Source organism: Rhodococcus sp. B50, from assembly GCF_013602415.1.
GTDB lineage: Bacteria > Actinomycetota > Actinomycetes > Mycobacteriales > Mycobacteriaceae > Rhodococcus.
Genome location: NZ_WPAG02000002.1, coordinates 4,427,371 through 4,445,711 on the forward strand (window position 1 = coordinate 4,427,371; position 18,341 = coordinate 4,445,711).

Annotated in this window: 15 protein-coding genes; 10 read left to right on the forward strand and 5 right to left on the reverse strand. The window is 66.4% G+C overall.

Annotation, left to right across the window (positions count from 1 at the left end):
* Positions 1-3: 3 nt before the first annotated feature.
* The 10 genes from GON09_RS20890 to GON09_RS20935 all read left to right on the forward strand — a co-directional run bounded on the left by GON09_RS20890 (position 4) and on the right by GON09_RS20935 (position 12,236).
* Positions 4-1,197 (forward strand): OB-fold domain-containing protein, encoded by a 1,194-nt coding sequence (locus GON09_RS20890; RefSeq protein WP_213933513.1) that lies wholly within the window; start codon positions 4-6, stop codon positions 1,195-1,197.
* Entirely contained in the window at positions 1,194-2,351 is a 1,158-nt protein-coding gene (locus GON09_RS20895) for a thiolase family protein (protein ID WP_213933514.1), read from the forward strand. The genes GON09_RS20890 and GON09_RS20895 overlap by 4 nt, the downstream gene beginning before the upstream one ends.
* A 299-nt stretch (positions 2,352-2,650) precedes the next feature.
* The gene (locus GON09_RS20900; protein WP_213933515.1) at positions 2,651-3,604 is read left to right on the forward strand and encodes an ABC transporter permease; all 954 of its coding nucleotides are present in this window, start codon (positions 2,651-2,653) and stop codon (positions 3,602-3,604) included.
* A complete protein-coding gene (locus GON09_RS20905; protein ID WP_213933517.1) occupies positions 3,601-4,503 on the forward strand; it encodes an ABC transporter permease in 903 nt (300 codons plus the stop codon). The genes GON09_RS20900 and GON09_RS20905 overlap by 4 nt, the downstream gene beginning before the upstream one ends.
* A 48-nt stretch (positions 4,504-4,551) precedes the next feature.
* The gene (locus GON09_RS20910) at positions 4,552-6,132 is read left to right on the forward strand and encodes an ABC transporter substrate-binding protein (RefSeq protein WP_244865584.1); all 1,581 of its coding nucleotides are present in this window, start codon (positions 4,552-4,554) and stop codon (positions 6,130-6,132) included.
* Between the two features lie 37 nt (positions 6,133-6,169).
* Positions 6,170-7,183 (forward strand): ABC transporter ATP-binding protein, encoded by a 1,014-nt coding sequence (locus tag GON09_RS28895; protein ID WP_213933518.1) that lies wholly within the window; start codon positions 6,170-6,172, stop codon positions 7,181-7,183.
* Positions 7,173-8,216, forward strand: coding sequence for an ABC transporter ATP-binding protein (locus GON09_RS20920; protein WP_213933519.1), 1,044 nt, complete (start codon positions 7,173-7,175; stop codon positions 8,214-8,216). Before GON09_RS28895 ends, GON09_RS20920 begins: the two co-directional genes overlap by 11 nt.
* A gap of 19 nt (positions 8,217-8,235) precedes the next feature.
* A complete protein-coding gene (locus tag GON09_RS20925; RefSeq protein ID WP_213933520.1) occupies positions 8,236-9,072 on the forward strand; it encodes an SDR family NAD(P)-dependent oxidoreductase in 837 nt (278 codons plus the stop codon).
* A gap of 78 nt (positions 9,073-9,150) precedes the next feature.
* Positions 9,151-10,722, forward strand: coding sequence for an ABC transporter substrate-binding protein (locus tag GON09_RS20930; protein ID WP_213933521.1), 1,572 nt, complete (start codon positions 9,151-9,153; stop codon positions 10,720-10,722).
* Positions 10,723-10,796: 74 nt separating this feature from the next.
* A complete protein-coding gene (locus tag GON09_RS20935; protein WP_307854432.1) occupies positions 10,797-12,236 on the forward strand; it encodes an MFS transporter in 1,440 nt (479 codons plus the stop codon).
* Positions 12,237-12,268: 32 nt separating this feature from the next.
* Here the strand turns inward: GON09_RS20935 and GON09_RS20940 are convergent, their stop codons facing one another.
* The 5 genes from GON09_RS20940 to GON09_RS20960 form a co-directional block, all read right to left on the reverse strand.
* Entirely contained in the window at positions 12,269-13,555 is a 1,287-nt protein-coding gene (locus GON09_RS20940) for an MFS transporter (RefSeq protein ID WP_244866847.1), read from the reverse strand.
* A 185-nt stretch (positions 13,556-13,740) separates the two neighbouring features.
* Complete coding sequence (locus GON09_RS20945) at positions 13,741-14,034, reverse strand: DUF3263 domain-containing protein (RefSeq protein WP_213933523.1); 294 nt, start codon at positions 14,032-14,034, stop codon at positions 13,741-13,743.
* A 73-nt stretch (positions 14,035-14,107) separates the two neighbouring features.
* Positions 14,108-15,541 carry a FadD3 family acyl-CoA ligase gene (locus GON09_RS20950; protein ID WP_213933524.1) on the reverse strand — a complete coding sequence of 478 codons (1,434 nt, stop codon included), beginning with the start codon at positions 15,539-15,541 and terminating at the stop codon, positions 14,108-14,110.
* Positions 15,538-16,719 (reverse strand): amidohydrolase family protein, encoded by a 1,182-nt coding sequence (locus GON09_RS20955; RefSeq protein WP_213933525.1) that lies wholly within the window; start codon positions 16,717-16,719, stop codon positions 15,538-15,540. The genes GON09_RS20950 and GON09_RS20955 overlap by 4 nt, the downstream gene beginning before the upstream one ends.
* A 35-nt stretch (positions 16,720-16,754) precedes the next feature.
* Complete coding sequence (locus GON09_RS20960) at positions 16,755-18,296, reverse strand: AMP-binding protein (protein ID WP_213933527.1); 1,542 nt, start codon at positions 18,294-18,296, stop codon at positions 16,755-16,757.
* Positions 18,297-18,341 lie beyond the last annotated feature (45 nt).

Below are 18,341 nucleotides of genomic sequence, written 5' to 3' on the forward strand. Positions count from 1 at the left end.
CCAATGCCTTACATCGCATCGATCGGAACGTACCTGCCGTGCTGGGGTACTCACGACGCCAGGATCGCCGGTGACGACGAGGACGCCGTCACCCTCGCCGTCGAGGCGGGCCGCGCCGCGCTCGAAGCGGGCGGATCCGTCGAGTACGTCGTCCTCGTCGGCCGGGATCTACCGCTGACCGAGAGCAGCAACGCCGCGGTTCTGCTTGCAGGACTCGGACTCGATCCCGAACTCGAGGTGATCGAGCGGCTCGGGGGTGCGCCGGCGACGCTGGACGCCCTCGGCTCGGCGCGACCACGGACACTGGTCATCGGGGTCGACCTGAACTCGGCCGGTGCCGCGGCGGCCCTCACCTCCGACCACGGGCTGCAGGTGCGCACCGCCGCACGCGTGTCGCGCAGCCTGCCCGTACGTACGCGGAACGCCTCCGGCGACATCCACGACTACGGGGACCCGAGACTGCTCCGGAAGCGGGGCTATCTCGCCTCGCTCGCGACGGCCTGGGTGGACACCCCGGCCGTCGTGGCGGGGGTCTCGGCGCAGCACGCGGCCTCGCTCGCGGCCACGCAGACCGCGGATCTGCCCACGACGGGCGCGAGTTCGGCGCTCTTCGCGCTGGCCGCGATGGCGGAGGCCGGTCTCACCGGACCTCTCGTCGGAGTCGAACAGGCCAGCCTGTCGGGGCTGACCGTCGCGGAGGGGACGGCCGAGGTCCGTCGTCGGGAGAGACCGGCACGGCCCGTGCTCGATTCGGCACAGACCCTGCCCGGCGAGATCCCGATCTCGCTGGCGGCCTACGAGCGGGCCTTCGAAGCCAAGGTGCGATGGGAGGGTGGCCGTTTCCTCGACAGCGACCAGGTCGACTTCCCGCCGCGCTACAGGGTCGACGAGGACGGCTCGCTCGACACCGAGTACACCTTCGTCGAACTGCCGCGCACCGGGACGGTCTACACCGAGGTCACCGTGCACGTGCCGGTGCCGGGTCTGCGCACCCCGTACTCGCTCGTCGTCGTCGACCTCGACGGTGTCGGAGTGCGTGCCCTGGTGCGGGTCACCGGCACCGTCGCCGGCAGCGTCGACATCGGTGACCGGGGACGTCTGGTGCTTCGCCGCATCGCGGTACGTTCGGGTGTCCCCGACTACGGATACGCCTTCGAACCCGATTCGGATCCCGTGGACGAGGAGGAAGCGGCATGAGAAAGGTCGCGATCGTCGGCGCAGGAATGACACCCTTCGCCGAACATTTCGCCCTGGGCATCCGGGACCTGCTTCCGATGGCCTTCGCCGAATGCGCGGCGAGCGTCGACAAGGGCGTGCGGAAGTCGGACATCGATGCGGCGTGGTTCGGATCGATGGGGACGACGGACGGTTTCCCGTCCGGGATCCTCGCCGACACCCTGGGTCTGCACGACGTTCCGGTGACGCGGGTCGAGAACTCCTGCGCGACCGGACACGATGCGATCCGCAACGCCGTCTACGGCATCGCATCGGGGGCGTGCGACGTCGCACTCGTGATGGGTGCCGACAAACTCCGGGAGACGGCCTCGAAGGGCATGCTCTGGGAGTGGGAATCCATGACGCGCGACATGGCGTGGGATTTCCCGCTCGGTCTCGCACAGGCGGGATTCGCGCTGCACATGCGTCGCTATCTGTACGAGTCGCCGGCCACCCGTGAACACATGGCGATGGTCGCGGTGAAGAACCACCGTAACGCTCTGAACAATCCCAAGGCATGCCGCCGATTCGAGCTGTCGGTGGAGGAGGTGCTGGCCGCCGACACGGTGGTGACACCGTTCGGCGTCTACGACTGTGCACCGCAGAGCGACGGTGCAGCCGCACTGATCCTGGTGGCGGACGACGTCGTCGACCGCTACACCGACAGGCCTGTGTGGATCCGCGGCACCGGTCTGGGTTTCGACGCCGTGATGCACCAGCACAAGCGCGATCTCACCTCCTTCGCGGCGACGCGGCGCGCGGCGAAACAGGCGTTCGGCACCGCGGGCCTGTCGCCGGGGGACATCGACGTCGCCGAGATCCACGACTACTTCACCGGAATCGAGATCATCAGTTACGAGGATCTCGGATTCGCCGAACGCTTCGAGGGTTCCAAGCTTCTCGAGGCGGGAGTCACCGAGATCGGTGGGTCGCTGCCGGTCAATCCCAGTGGCGGTCTGAACACGAAGGGGCATCCGCCGGGCGCGACCGGTGTCGCCCAGTGTGTGGAGTTGTTCGAGCAGCTCCGTGGACAGGCGGTCAATCAGGTCGACGGAGCGCGAACAGGTCTCGCGCACAATGTCGGAGGGCCGACGGCTGTTGCCGCCGTGACGATCCTGGAGGGCCCCGGGGGCTGATCCGTATCTCCACCCGGCATCGCTGTTCGGTGAGGGCCCGTGCACCCGTCCGGTGCACGGGTCCTCGTCGTGCATACGAGCCGGCCCGACGCCCCTTTCCGTCTCGAATCTCGAATATCTTGCAGCATTGCAAGATTGCCGTTCTGAATAATTGGAAATTCCATTCGTCTTTTCTGTAATCCTTATTGCCGCGGACGCGGAGAGGCTCTAATGTGTGGGGCATCACAGGTAGTGCACTCTGCTCGTGTTCTGCGTCGCCGTGATCCACGGCCTCGGTAGTACGACGAAAGTTGAGTCGGATGTTTCTCACAGTTTCGAAAAAGGTGGGCCGCAGCCTGCTGGTGGTCCTGCTGGTGACCATCGCGGTCGTCGGCCTGCTCGGTCTCGCGCCCGGCTCCGTCGCCCAGGTCATCCTGGGGGAGAACGCAACTCCCCAGGCGGTCGCCGAACTGAACGCCAAGCTCGGCCTCGACGCGCCGTTCCTGAGCCAGTACTTCGGGTGGTTGTCCGACGCGGTCCGGGGCGATCTCGGAACCTCGCCGCTGACGGGTCAATCCGTGAGCGAGGCCATCGCCGAACGGCTGCCGGTCACGCTCCAGCTCGCCGCGATGGGTCTGCTGATCGCACTGATGGTCGCACTCGTCATGGGTGTGATCTCCGCGTCCCGTCCGGGTAGCGCCGTCGACCGCGGCATGAACGCCCTGTCGGCCGTCTTCCTCTCGGTGCCCGCCTTCATCGCCGGCCCCGTCCTGATCTACTTCCTCGCGATCAAGCTCCAGATCTTCCCGGTGATGGGCTGGTCCCGGATCGGCGAAGGTCTCGGCGACAACTTGCGCAGCGCGATGCTCCCGGCGCTCGCCATCGCTCTCACCGAGATCGCGGCCTTCCACCGCCTGCTCCGTACCGACCTCATCGGCACACTCCGTGAGGATTTCATCGCCGCGGCCCGGGCCAAGGGGATGCCCTCCTGGTACGTGATGTTCCGGCACGCACTGAGGCCCTCGTCGTTCTCCCTCATCACCGTCGCCGGTATCAACCTCGGCCGTCTCATCGGTGGCACGGTGATCGTCGAGACCCTGTTCGGCCTCCCGGGTCTGGGTCAGCTCGTCGCCTCCTCGATCACCTCCCGCGACGTGATCATGGTGCAGGGGGTCGTGGTCTTCATCGCCGTCGTCTACGTGGGCATCAACACCCTCGTCGACCTCAGCTACCAAGTCATCGACCCGCGGGTCAGGAAGGTGGTCGGAGCATGACGCAGGTCGCGCTCGAGAAGAAGGACGACGCACAGCGGGTCGAGTCGGCCACCCAGGATCTGCCGAAGGTACCCGCGGCCAAGAAGACCCGCTCGGTGCTGGTCTACCTGTCGATCGTGTGGCTGGTGCTCATCATCGGTGCCGCGATCTTCGCAAGCGTGCTTCCGCTGGCGCAGTACAGCGTTCCGGTCGGGCCACCGCGGACGCCTCCGAACCTCGACTCCCTCGACACTCTCCTGGGAACCGACACCCTCGGCAGGTCGATCCTGTCCCGCGTCGTCTACGGCGCCCAGGTCTCCCTCGTCATCGGCGCCGTCGCCGGTCTCGTCGGCTTCCTGATCGGATCGTTCTTCGGCATGATCGCCGGCTACTTCGGCAAGCGTGTCGACGCCGTGATCTCGCTGCTGGCCGACGCGATGCTCGCCTTCCCGCCGCTGATCCTGCTCCTGGCCCTCGCCTCGATCCTTACCCCGAGCGTGCGGACCATCCTCTTCGGGCTGGGCCTGCTGGCGATCCCGTCGTTCATCCGCCTGTCGCGAGCGAACACCCTCGCCTGGTCGTCGCGTGAGTTCGTCAGGGCCGCGAAGAACATGGGTGCCGGCAGCGGGCGGATCCTGTTCCGGGAGATCATGCCCAACGTCCTCGCGCCCCTCGCGTCGTACATGCCCATCGTGATCGCGGCGCTCATCGTCGCGGAGGGATCGTTGAGCTTCCTCGGCCTGGGCATCCCGCCGCCGCAGCCCAGCTGGGGCGGAATGATCAACGACGGCAAGGACGCCCTCGCCACGTCGCCGCACCTGGTGTTCGTACCGGCACTCGTCATCTTCTTCACGGTGTTCGCCCTCAATCAGGTCGGCGACCACCTCCGCACCAAGTACGACCGCACCCTGCACGACTGAAAGCCCCGGAAGCGCTCGTACTCAGAACTTCCCGATGAAAGGTCGACAATGATTCGACGTAGAAGAATGTTCGCGGCGGTCGCCGTGGCCTGTTCCGCCGTACTGGTCCTCGGGGCCTGCGGATCGGGCGGTTCCGACACCGCCTCGGCCCAGGACACCGCGGCGGTCGGCGATCCCGTGGCGGGTGGTTCCGCCACCGTCCTCCAGGCCGGTGAACCCCGTTCGCTCGATCCGGCCGCGCTGTCCAATACCTGGGCTCATCAGCCGGTGCTGGGCAACGCTCTCTACGGCGAGCTGATGATCACGAACAACGACACCTTCGACGTCGAATACCGCATGGCGACGGACTTCTCGACCGAGGACAACGGGAAGACCTTCACGCTCACGCTGCGACCGGACCTGAAGTTCAGCGACGGCACGCCGCTCGACGCCGCCGCGGTGAAGTTCAACTGGGACCGTCTCAAGGATCCCGCGCTCGCCTCGACGACGATCCGTCAGGCCGTCCAGATCGAGTCCACCGAGGTCGTCGACCCGGCCACCCTGCGCGTGACGATGGTCGAACCCAATCCGCAGTTCGCCCAGGCCATCGTGGCCGGTGCGCTGAACTGGATCGCATCGCCGGCCGCCCTCGAGCAGGGGCAGCAGGCGTTCGACGAGAACCCGATCGGCGCGGGACCGTTCACCCTCGTCAGCTGGACCCGCCAGGATGCGGTCGAACTCGAGAAGAACGAATCCTACTGGGACGCACCGAAGCCCTACCTCGACCGCCTCACCATCCGGACGGTCGCCGACTACAACCAGCGGATCAACGCCGCATCGACCGGTGCAGCCGACCTGTCCATGGAGTCGAGCTGGACCAGCCTCAACCGTGCCGAGGGCGCCGGCCTGGCTACCCAGGTGACCGAGACCGGCGGTGGGCAGTTCGTCGCGATGAACTTCCGCAGGGCTCCCTTCGACGACGAGCGCGCACGCCGCGCCGTGTCGCTGGCGGTCGACCTCGACGCGCTGAACACCGTGGTCTACAACGGTGAGGGCGAGGTGCCCCACACGCTGTTCCCGGAGAGCTCGCCGTACTACTCCGACATCAAGCTCTCGGAGACGAACGCCGAGGAAGCACAGAAGCTGTTCGACGAACTCGCGGCCGAAGGCAAGCCCGTCTCGTTCACCTACCTGTCGTACCCCACCACCGAGAGCCGCTCGCTCGGTGAGGCGATCCAGGCTCAGCTCGCCGCTTTCGACAATGTGGACATGAAGGTCGAGGTGCTCGACTTCCCGACGCTCACGGCACGGAACGGCGCGCGTGACTTCGACATGGTCATCTCGTCGTCCATCACGCAGGACCCCGACTTCCCGCTGTCGATCGCGTTCGACTCCACGTCCACCGGCAACTTCACCGGTGTCAACGATCCCGAGCTCGACGCAGCTCTCGAACGTGGCCGGTTCGGCGCGACCGTCGAGGAACGCAAGGAAGCGTACGACGTCGTTCAGCAGCGCCTCGCCGATCAAGTGGTGGGTCTATGGTACGTCCGGGCCACCCCGTCGGTCGCCTACTCGAAGGATCTGCAGGGCGTGCAGCTCTACACCCTCGGATCGCCGATCCCGGCCGAGTTCTGGCTCAGCAACAACTAGCCGATACAGCCGACAAGACGGAAGGGGCCGGCTCGCCGTGACCACTCAGCCGATTCTCGAAGTGAGAAATCTCCGTGCCTACATCGGCACGCCGCGAGGCACCGTCCGCGCAGTGGACGACGTGTCGCTCGATCTGGACTCCGGACAGGCGCTGGGTATCGTCGGCGAGTCGGGCTCCGGAAAGTCGGTGATGGCCCGGGCCATCATGGGGCTCATGCCGCCCCGCTCGGGCCGATCCGGATCGGTGACCTTCCAGGGCCGCGACCTGCTGGCCCTGACCAAGAAGGAGAAGCGGGAGATCTGGGGCAAACAGATCGCGATGGTCTTCCAGGATCCGGGTCGTTCGCTCAACCCGGTCGTCCGGGTCGAGCGACAGCTCACCGAGGGGATGCGCCAGCACCTCGGCGTCAGCAGGTCCGAGGCACACACGCGGGCGCTGAAACTCCTCGAGGAGGTGGGCGTCCCCGACCCGGAACGGCGCCTCCGCAATTATCCCCACGAGATGTCCGGTGGCATGCGCCAGCGCGTGATGATCGCGATCGCGCTGGCGTGCGAACCGGATCTGCTCATCGCCGACGAGCCGACGACCGCCCTGGACGTGACGATCCAGCGCCAGATCCTCGACCTGCTGCGGCGCGTCCAGCGCGACCGCGGCATGTCGATGATGCTCATCAGTCACGACCTCGCGGTGGTCGCCGGTCGAACCGACCGGGTGTCGGTGATGTACGCCGGACGGCTCGCAGAGGTCGGTTCCACCCGTGAGGTGTTCGAGCAGCCGATGCACCGCTACACCCATGCACTGCTCGGGGCGACCCCGACGATCGACCACGTGCGGCACGCGCCGTTGCGGGTGATCGGCGGGTCGCTGCCCGACCCGACCTCACCGCCCGAGGGGTGCCGGTTCGCGCCACGCTGCACCCACGCGTCGGACGAATGCCACACCATGCCGCCCCCGCTCGAGTCGGTGGGCGTCGATCATCACGTTGCGTGTCTGAGCCCGGTGACCGTTCCGGTCGGGGCCGTTTCCGGAGGTGAATCCCATGGCCGGTAGTGGTGCCACTCATCTGCGCGGCGACGAGGCCCTGCTCAGTGTGCAGGACCTGGTGGTCGAGTACCCCACCGACAACGGCACGGTGCAGGCGGTTTCGAAGATCAGTTTCGACATCCTGCCCGGTGAAACCCTCGGCATCGTCGGCGAATCCGGGTGCGGCAAGTCGACGACCGGTCGTGCGGTGCTGCGCCTGGACCGCATCACCGCCGGCCGTATCCGGTTCGGCGACGAGTGGATCGAGGAGGCGAGCGAGAAACGCATGCGCTCCCTCCGGCGCGACATGCAGATGATCTTCCAGGACCCGGTCGCCTCGCTCAATCCGCGCCGGTCGGTCGCCGACATCGTCGTCGAAGGCCTGACGGTCGCGAAAACACCTGCGAAGGAACGAGCAACGACATCGGTGTCGGTCCTCGAACAGGTCGGTCTGCCCGGCGAGCGATTCGCCGGCATGCTGCCTCGTCAGCTCTCGGGTGGTCAGGCACAGCGTGTCGCCATCGCGCGAGCGCTCGCCCTGAACCCCCGGCTGCTCATCTGCGACGAACCGGTCTCGGCGCTCGACGTGTCGGTGCAGGCGCAGATCCTCAACCTGATCGAGGAACTCAAGGCGGAGTTCGATCTCACCGTCGTGTTCATCGCCCACGATCTCGGTGTGGTGCGCACGGTGAGCGACAAGGTCATGGTCATGTACCTGGGCAAGGTCTGCGAATTCGGTGACTCCATCGAGATGTACGACGACCCGGCGCATCCCTACACGCGCGCGCTGCTCGATTCGGTGCCGCTGACCGACCCGGAGAAGGGTTTTGCCGGACCGCCCCTGGCCGGCGACGTGCCGTCGCCGCTCGCGCCTCCCACGGGCTGCCGCTTCCGCACCCGCTGCCCGATGGCCCAGGACCGTTGTGCCGAAGAGGAACCCGAGATGCGTGAGGTCCGTCCGGGCCAGTACGCAGCCTGCCATTTCCCGCTCCCGTCCGTGACCGGACGCGATCTTCCCGAACCCGCCGCCGTCGGTGCCGGTGCCGGTGCGGACGCCTGACGGACGGAAGGATCATTCGATGACCGATCCTGCAGAGTTCGCCGATCGATACGGCCCGTGGGCGCTGATCCTCGGGGCATCGGAGGGGGTGGGCGCAGAGTTCGCGCGGACGTTCGCTGCACGCGGGCTGAACGTCGTCCTGCTCTCCCGCCGGCCCGAGGCACTCGAGGAGGTCGCCACCGAGATCCGTTCGGGCGGCGACGCGGAGACGAGGATCCTGGCGGTCGACCTGTCCGCTCCCGACGCAATGGAGGTCATCACGGAGGGTACGGCCGATCTCGAGATCGGCACCGTCGTGTACTGCGCGGGCGCAGATCCGAATTTCCAGCCCTTCCTTGATAATCCGGTCGAGACCGCCGTCGGACGCGTCCAGCGCAACTGCATCACGAACATGCGTGTGTGCCATCACTTCGCACACGGCATGGTCGAGCGGGGAAAGGGAGCACTGATCCTCATGTCGTCCGCCGCCGGTCTGCGCGGTGGGGCGAACATGGTGGCCTACGGTGCCTCCAAGGCGTTCGACATGGTGATGGCCGAAGGGCTGTGGTCCGAGCTGAAGCCTCACGGCGTCGACGTCCTGTCCCTCGTGGGGGGCCGCACCGATACCCCGGCACTGCGTCGACTCCTCTTCGCCCGCGGCGCGATCGACAGCCTCGACGCCGCCGTTCCCGGCCTCGCGACGCCCGCGTCCGTCGTCGCCGAGGCGCTCGACAATCTGGCCGACGGGCCGACCCATCTCGTCGGGGAACAACTGCAACAGGCGTGGCGGGACATGACATCCATGACGCGCAGTGAAGCGGTCCGGGAAGCCGCCGCCCGCCAGGCCTCCTTCGCCGCGACCGCACGTTCCTCCTGATCTTCCTTTCTCGGCCCTGCAGTACCTGTGTGCTGCAGGGCCGGTCCGTATCCGGGTTCGGTGTTCGAAAGGTGACGCATGTTCGGAAAGCGACATCTCGCCAGGGGGGTCGCGGCGGCCTGCGCCGGCGTTCTCCTGCTGTCCGGTTGCGGCGGTGGCGACACCGCAGACGCGAGTGAGACCACCGCGGCGGGCGATCCCGTCGCGGGCGGTGAACTCGTCGCACTTCAGCTGAGCGAGCCCCGCACCCTCGACCCGGGAGGACTGTCCAACACGTGGGCACACCACCCGATCGTGGGCAACGCGTTGTACGGGACGTTGCTGACCAACGACCCGACGACGCTCGAGGTCGAGTACGGCCTCGCCACGGGGTTCACGACCGACGACGGAGGTCGCACCTTCACCCTCACACTGCGGCCGAACGTGACCTTCACGGACGGAACACCCCTCGACGCAGCCGCCGTCGAGTACAACTGGAAGCGGATCGCCGAACCGGCGACCGGTTCGAGCGGTATCAGGCAGGCCGCGCAGATCACCGGCTACGAGGTGATCGATCCCGGAACCTTGAAGATCACACTCGCCGAACCCAATCCGCACTTTGCGCAGGGCGTGATCGCCAATGCGCTCAACTGGATCGCATCTCCCACCGCTCTGCAGAAGGGCCAGGCCGAGTTCGACGCGAATCCCGTCGGAGCCGGACCGTTCACGTTGGTGAACTGGACCCGGCAGGCAGAGATGACCTTCGAGAAGAACCCCGAGTACTGGGACGCCCCGAAGCCGTATCTCGACCGGCTGGTCGTGCGCGGTGTCTCGGACGGCGCTCAGCGGCTCAACGCCGTGACGACCGGGGCTGCCGACCTGTCGCTCGAAGCGAACTGGTCGAATCTCGCCAAGGCGGACGCCGCCGGGTTGCAGACCATGGTGACCGAGGTCGGTGGTGGCCAGACCCTCGCCCTCAACCTCCGTCGCGCACCCTTCGACGACGAACGCGCACGACGCGCAGTGGCCCTCGCCCTCGATCTCGACGGCCTCAACAGCGTCGTCTACAACGGTGACGGCGTCGTGCCGACCTCGTTGTTCGCCGAGAGCTCGCCGCTCTATACGGATGTGGACTGGCCCACGGCGAACGCCGAGGAAGCCCGGAGATTGTTCGACGAACTCGCTGCCGAGGGCAAGCCCGTGGCCTTCACCTTCCTGTCGTATCCGACAACCGACACACGGACCACGGGTGAGACCGTCCAGGCGCAGTTGAGCGCCTTCGACAATGTCGACGTCCAGGTCGAGGTGCCCGACTACGCGCAGGCCACGGCCCGGTCGAACGCCCGCGACTTCGACATGATGGTGTCCTCCGCCGCGGTGCAGGATCCCGACTACACCCTGTGGACGGCCTTCCACAGCAGGTCGCCGGGCAACTTCACCGGCGTCGCGGATCCCGAGCTCGATGCCGCGCTCGATCGAGGTCGCCTCTCGGAGTCGACGGACGAACGCAAGGACGTCTACGCCGAGGCCGAACAGCGGATCGTCGAACTCACCCCGGCGGTCTTCTACATCGCGGCGGCTCCTTCGGTGATGGCGTCACCCGAGGTGCGGGGCATCGAGATGTACACCCTCGGATCGCCACTCCCCGAAGAGATCTGGATCGAGGACTGACATCGGCACGGTCCCGGGGTGGAGTCCCCGGGGCCGTCCCGCTCCCACGAACGATCGAATCAGGAGAATCCAGGGTGGACGGAACATCGACGACGGGCTTCGCCGGCCGGACGATCTGGGTACTGGTGTTCGCGGGCATCGTCACCACGGTGATGTCGACGCTGGTCATCCCACTGCTCGGTGAACTGCCGGCGCTACTGGGGACCAGCCCGTCCAATGCGTCGTGGGTGGTCACGGTGACACTGCTCTCGGGTGCCGTCGCGACACCCGTGACGGGGCGGCTGGGTGACATGTACGGCGCGCGGCGGATGCTGCTGGTGTGCACGATACCGCTCGTCGTCGGCTCGTTCCTCTGTGCGATGTCCTCGTCCCTGGCGCCCATGCTCATCGGGCGTGCGCTCCAGGGTGCCGGTTTCGGAATCGTTCCGTTGGGCATCAGTGCGCTGCGTTCCCTCGTGCCGCCCGCGCGTCTCGGATCGGCCATCGCGTTGATGAGTTCTTCCCTGGGGATCGGGGGAGCGCTCGGGTTGCCTCTCGCAGCGGCCGTCATCCAGTTCACGAGCTGGCGAATGTTGTTCTGGGGAGTCGGTTTTCTCAGCGTGCTCGTCGCGGTCCTCATCGCATGGCTCGTGCGGGACACGCCGGTGCCGTCGGAGGCGGGCCGGTTCGACGTCTTCGGCGCACTCGGTCTCTCGCTGGCCCTGGTCACCGGACTACTGGCGATCTCGAAGGGTGGCGACTGGGGCTGGACCAGCGCGACCGTGCTGACCCTGTTCGCCGTGTCGATCGTCGTCTTCGTGGTGTGGGGAAGGTGGGAACTGAGATCCGCGGCACCGCTCGTCGATCTCCGTGTCGCGAGGGGAAACCGGGTTCTGGTCACCAACATCGTCGCGACCCTCATCGGCTTCTCGATGTACTTTCAGGCGTTGCTGGTTCCCCAGATCCGGATGTTGCCCGAAGCAACGGGATACGGGCTGGGGCAGTCGATGGTGGTCATGGGCTTGTGGTGCGCGCCCGCCGGACTGTTGATGATGGCGATCTCCCCGGTGGGAGCTCGCCTGACGACCCTCCGTGGCCCCCGCGCGACCCTGTGCGTCGGGTGTCTGATGATCGCCGTCTCGTACGCCTCGTCGGTGTTCCTGATGGGGTCGACCTGGGGACTGATGGTGATCACGTGCGTCATCGCCGCGGGAATCGGACTGGCGTACGGCGCGATCCCCACGTTGATCATGGGAGCGGTTCCGCCGACGCAGATCTCGTCCGCCAACAGCGTCAACACCCTGTTGCGTTCGGTCGGAGGGACGGCATCGGCCGCGGTCGCGGGAGTGGTGCTGGCGCAGATGAGTGTCGACTTCGCGGGAACCGTGATCCCCTCGGAGAACGGATTCCTCACCGGAATGCTGATCGGCGCGGCGACCGCCCTGCTGGCGGCCGCCGCGACCATGACCATTCGTCGTGCATCACCTGTGGATCGGGACGGTACGCGACCCGCGACATCCGCTTCCCGCCTGTGACAGGCTCTGCGTCATCGTGCGACAGGGCAGTGTCAGCTGCGGGACAGGGCGGTGGGGTGCGCTCGGGTGTCGACACCCGGGATACCGCGCCCGCGCAGCGATGCGCCTGCCGTCTCCGCCACGAAATAGAGCGCGACGAGACCCACCACGCACGCGCCCATCATGTAGAAGGCCGGGACGAGATCGTTCCCGGTCCGTTCCACCAACCATTCGTTGATCGCCGGTGCCGTGCCACCGAAAATCGACGTCGACAAGTTGTAGGAGATCGCGAAACCGGCGAACCGAACGTGCGTGGGGAACATCGCGGGGAAGGTCGCCGAGATGGTCGACAACTGCATCACGTACAGCAGGCCGAGGACGGTGAACGCGACGACCGCCCAACCGAAGCCCACGGACATCAGCATGTACATCGGGACGGCGAGAACGAACAGGCCCGCCAGCGAGGCCGCCCAGAGCGGCTTGCGACCGATTCGGTCCGACAACGCGCCGGCGAACGGGATGACCGCCATCATCGCGAGCTGGCCCATCAACACCAGAACCAGGGACGCCGTGCTCGTCAGTCCGATCCGGTTCTCGAGATAGGTAGGCATGTAACTCAACAGCGTGTAGTTGCACACGTTCAGCGCGATGACCAGACCCATCAGCTTGACGATCGGCCGCCAGTACCTGGTGATCAGGTCCTTGAACTCGGCGCCGATGCTGCTCTCCTCCTCGTGCGCAAGCTCGAGCTCCTTGAAGACGGGCGTCTCGTCGAGCTTCGAACGCAGGTAGAGGCCGACGAGCGCGAGCGGGCCGGCGACGAAGAACGGAAGACGCCAGCCCCACGTGGCCATGAACGCGTCCGTCGACAGCAGATCGATCATCAGGACGAGGAACGCCCCGGCCGAGAAGCCGCCCAGCGTGCCGAATTCGAGGAAACTGCCGTAGAAGCCTCGTTTGCGGTCGGGGGAGTATTCGGCCATGAAGGTTGCCGCCCCGCCGTATTCACCACCGGTGGAGAAGCCCTGGACCATGCGCAACAGTACAAGCAGCGCAGGCGCCCAGAACCCGATCGATTCGTACGACGGAACCGCACCGAGCAGCACCGTCGAACCACCCATCAGCAGGATGGTCAGTGCCAGGATCTGGCGGCGCCCCAACCGGTCGCCGAGCGGACCCCATACGAAACCGCCCAGCGGACGCATGACGAAGGAGACTGCGAAGACACCCAGCGTGAGCAGTGTCGCGGACTCGAGGTCGCCGGGGAAGAACGAATCGGCGATATAGGTGGCCGTGTAGGCGTAGACGCCGTAGTCGAACCACTCGGTGAAATTACCCATGGCCGACGCGCCGATGGCGCGTCGCACCTGCTCCGGGGGCACAGTCGAGGCCTCCGGCGTCGGGTTGACGGAACCGGTATCCACGGTCGTTCCCTTCGATCGAGAGATCGAGATCGGTGCCCCGTCGCGTACCCGGGTGGAAGGGCCGTGAAACCGATGCCGGCGAAGATTCCTCGGGGCCGGGATCAGGCGGACATTTTGCTGAGCGGGTGCGCCGACGAGGCGTACCGCGCCCGGTCACGTCGGCCCGCTGCGGAGCCGAGGTCGACGGTGTGGAGCCGCTCGTCACAGATGTGCACGAGTTGCTCGAGGATGTGCGGTTCGAACCGGTTCCACCGGTGCTTGGTCAGCAGACCACGCAAGCGGTGGAAGTATTCGTCCGGAGTGATCCCGAACGTGACCCAGATGTCCTCGTCGGGCCCGCCGTTCCAGTGCCGCCACTTGACGGCGAAATCGAGCATCGCAGCTTCGTCGGTCATGACGGAACTCCTGTCTGATGTGGGATGTGTCGGTGTCTGTGGGATGTGTCGGTGTCGACGGACCGGTTCGTCGTCAACGGAGTAGTTCCTTGACGACCTTGCCGGTCGCGTTGAGAGGCAGCGCGTCGATGTACTCGACGACGCGGGGGACCTTGAATCCCGCCATGCGCGTGCGGCTCCAGGCGATCAGTTCCTCGGCAGGGACGGGATCGCCCGAGACGACGAATGCCTTGCCCACCTGGCCGAGTCGTTCGTCGGGTATCCCGATCACGGCCACCTGGTCGACGGCCGGGTGCTCGAGCAGGAAACCTTCGATCTCGGCGGGATAGGCGTTGAACCCGCCGACGACGAACATGTCCTTCTTGCGTCCGATGATCCGGAGGTGACCGTCGGCGTCGATCTCGCCGAGATCGCCGGTGTGGAGCCACCCTTCGGCATCGACGGTGTCTGCGGTGGCTTGCGGATCGTCGAAATAACCCTGCATCACGTTGTATCCGCGGATGAGGACCTCGCCGTCGTCCGCGATGCTCACTTCCACTCCGTCGCAGGGTTTTCCGACGGTCGTCGCGATCTGCTCGAAGGTATCGCCACGACGGGAGGCGGTCGCGGTGCCGGCCTCGCTGAGTCCGTATCCCGTCATGATCGTCCGGAACGGCAACTCGCTCCGGATCCGCCGGATCAGATCGACCGGGATGTCGGCGGAGCCGGTCACGGCGGCACGCAGCGACGACAGATCGTGAGTCCGGTGTTGCTGCGCTGCGAGGAGCGAGTGGTAGAGCGTGGGCGGACCGGGCAGCATGGTCACACTCTCCCGCTCGATCAGGTCGAGCACGGTGTCCGTCTCGAAGACCGGGACGGGAATCATCGTGGCGCCCCGGATGAACGACGCGACGAGACCCGCTTTGTAGCCGAACATGTGGAAGAACGGGTTGACGAGCAGATAGCGGTCGCCGCGCCGCAGATCGGCCAGATCGCACCATTCGGTGAACATCCGCAGCGTCTGCAGGTGGTTCATCATCACGCCCTTGGGGCGCCCGGTGGTGCCCGAGGTGTACATGATGTCGGCGATGTCCTCACCGTCGATGTCGTGTACGAAGGGACGTCCGCTGTCGAGGAAGCCGGACGCGAGATCGATCCGCGGGATGCCGGCCGGCACCGCGTACTCCTGGTCGAGGAAGCCGTCCTGCACAAGGGCCAGCTTCGCTCCGCTGCGACGGATGATGTCACCCGCCTCGTCCTCGCGGTAGCGAGTGTTCACCGGGACGAGCACGCCGCCCGCGGTGAGGAGCCCGAAAGCCGCGACGATCCACGCCGCGGAGTTGGGAGCCCAGATCGCCACTCGATCACCTTTGCCGATACCTGCGTCGGCGAACGCTCCGGCGGCACGGCGGATTCGATCGGTGAGATCGGTGAAGGAGATCCGGAGGTCCCCGTCGACGACCGCTTCGGCATCACCGAAGCGGTCGCCGGCGCTGAGGACCATCTCGGGGATGGTCCGCCAGCTCATACCTTCAGGAGCCTTGCGAGATTGCCGCCCATGACCAGCTTCTGGTCCTCGAAGGGCAGGTGCTGGATGTGATCGATGTAGGTGGTCGGCTCGGCCAGGCCCTCGGGGTGCGGGTAGTCGGAACCGAACAGCACGCGCTCGGCGCCGATGAGGGCGGTGAGCTTGCTGAAATCCTCTTCCCAGAAGGGACTGACGTGGATGCTCTTCTTGATGGCGGCGACCGGGTCCTGCATGCCGAAGCCCTCGGGTGCCTTCTTGTAGACGTCGGTGAGGGTCTGGAGGACGTGCGGGAGCCAGGACGCGCCGTTCTCGATGACGGCGATCCGCAGTTCCGGGAAACGGAAGAGAGCTCCGTGGCATACCCATGACGCCACCGCGTCCTGGATGGGGCGCCACTCGCTGACCATGCGGAAGGCGTTGGTGACGAACGGGAGCATCTCGTCGGAGGAGCCTTCCCAGTCCTGGTTGTACCGCGCGTAGCCGCTGTCCGAGGAGTGCTGGGTGACCAGCACGTCCAGCTCGACGACGCGCTTCCAGAACGGGTCGAACTCGGGGAGAGCGAACGAGCGCGGCCCCTTGTAGCCGGGGACCGGTGCGGGGCGCACGAGGATGGCCTTCGCACCGCGCTCGACGCACCACTCCAGCTCCTCGATCGCCTTCTCGACGATGGGGAGGCTGATGACGGGAACGGTGAAGATGCGGTCCTTGTAGTTGAAGGACCACGTCTCGTACAGCCACTGGTTGAGCGAGTGGACGACCGCGTGGATCAGCTCGGGGTTGTCGCGCATGCGCTCCTCGACGAGGCTGGCCAGCGTCGGGAACATCAGGGTGCGGTCGATCTGGAGCTCGTCCATGAGCTCGAGGCGCGCGGCGGGATCACGGAAGGCCGGGATCGACTTCATCGGCTTTCCGAAGATCTCCCGCTTGCTCTTGCCCTCGGGATTGCCGTTCTTGAAGTAGTCCTCCATCGCGCCCGGGCGGGCGACGACCTCGAAGGTCGGGTTGGGGATGTACTCACTGATCTGGCCACGTATCGCGATCTTCGTGCGGCCGTCGACCTGCACGTATTTGATGGCACCTTTGTACTTGTCCGGGAGGAATTTGGTGAGAGCTTCCTCGGTCTCGTACAGGTGGTTGTCCGCATCGAACAACGGGTACGGCAATTCTTTCGCGGGCATTGAATCCTCCTTCTCCTGTTGAGAGAATACTATTCTCATAGTTGGGCGGTCGCAATATCCTGGCGCACGCGGAACTTCTGGATCTTCCCGCTGGCCGTGCGCGGGAAGTCGTCGACGCGGTGCAATTCCTCCGGCCACTTCTGCTTGGCGATACCTGCCTGGCCGAAGTGCGCGCGGACGTCCGCGAGCGTCGGCATCGCGTGCCCGGGCCGCAGACGCAGGACCGCGGCGGCATGCTCGCCGAGGCGATCGTCCGGCGCCGACACGACGGCGGCCTCGGCCACCGCGGGCAGGGTCAGGAGCACTTCCTCGACCTCGAGAGCGCTGATGTTCTCGCCTCCGCGGATGATGAAGTCGGCCTTGCGGTCGGTGATCGTCAGGAAGCCGTCCTCGTCGACGATCGCGACGTCCCCGGTGTGGTACCAGCCGTCCTCGTCGAACGCACGGGCCGTGAGTTCCGGGTTCGTGTACCCCATGCACAGGTCCGGTCCGCGGCTGAGGATCTCACCGTCGTCGGCGATGCGGATCTCGACACCCGGGCATGCGTTGCCGTCGGTGAACAGGCGCTTGTCCACCGGATCGGTGACGAGTGAACTCGTGATCGACGGGTGCTCTGTGCTGCCGTAGGCGCGGAAGACCGTGATGCCGAGATCGTCGAGTCGGCGGGTGACCGCGGCGGGCACGGTCGACCCGCCGAGTCCGGCGTACTTCATGTACCGCAGGTGCCGGTCCGGATCGAAGTTCGGGTGATCGAGCAGGCTCGTGATGAAATACGTCGCGCCGCCGCCGATCACGAGGCCGTCGCTCTCCATGAGTTCGATCGCGCGGGCCGGATCCCAGACGTCGAGCAGATTGATGGGGGAGTGGTCGAGGATCGGGATGAGGAAAGCGTTGACCATGCCGATGAAATGACCGACCGGTGCGCCCGTCAGCTGCGACCCTCGGTCGGCGGGATACCGCTCGGAGAGCTGCCTCGTCTCGAAACCGAGCGTCCGGTGCGTATGGATCACGCCCTTCGGGTCGCTCGTGGTGCCGGACGTGAACGCCAGCAGCGCGGGCTGCGAGGGGTCGACGGGGAGCACGCCCTCGAAGGGGCTGTCGTCCAGCAGATCGTCGAAGTCGCGTCCGACGACGCCGACGATCGGGACGTCGGCGCACAGTTCGGGCCGGTACTCGGTGTAGCCGAACTTCTCGGCGCACACGAACACCTTGGGGGTCGACTCGCGCAGGATGTACCCGAGCTCCTTCGGGCCGTAGAAGTGGACGATCGGCACGACGGTCGCGCCCAGGAAGGACGAGGCCCAGAAGACGGCCGCCGCCTCCATCCAGTTGGGGAGCTGGAAGGCCACCACGTCGCCGGGGCCGACGCCGCGGCGGTGCAGACCGGCCGCGAGGCGCCGGGCGATCTGCTCGACCTCGCTCACCGTGCCCGACCACGGGCGGATACCGGAGTGGATGCGGAACTCGACGTCCGGCGCGGCTTTCAGCCCGCCGGCGAGCATGTCGCCGATCGTCTCGCGTGTCCACCACCCTTCGCTCTCGTAGCGTTCGACCAGTTCGGAGGGGATCTGCCGCATCTGAAAGCTCCAGTGTCCGGGATGGCGTCACGCCGCCGTTCGTCG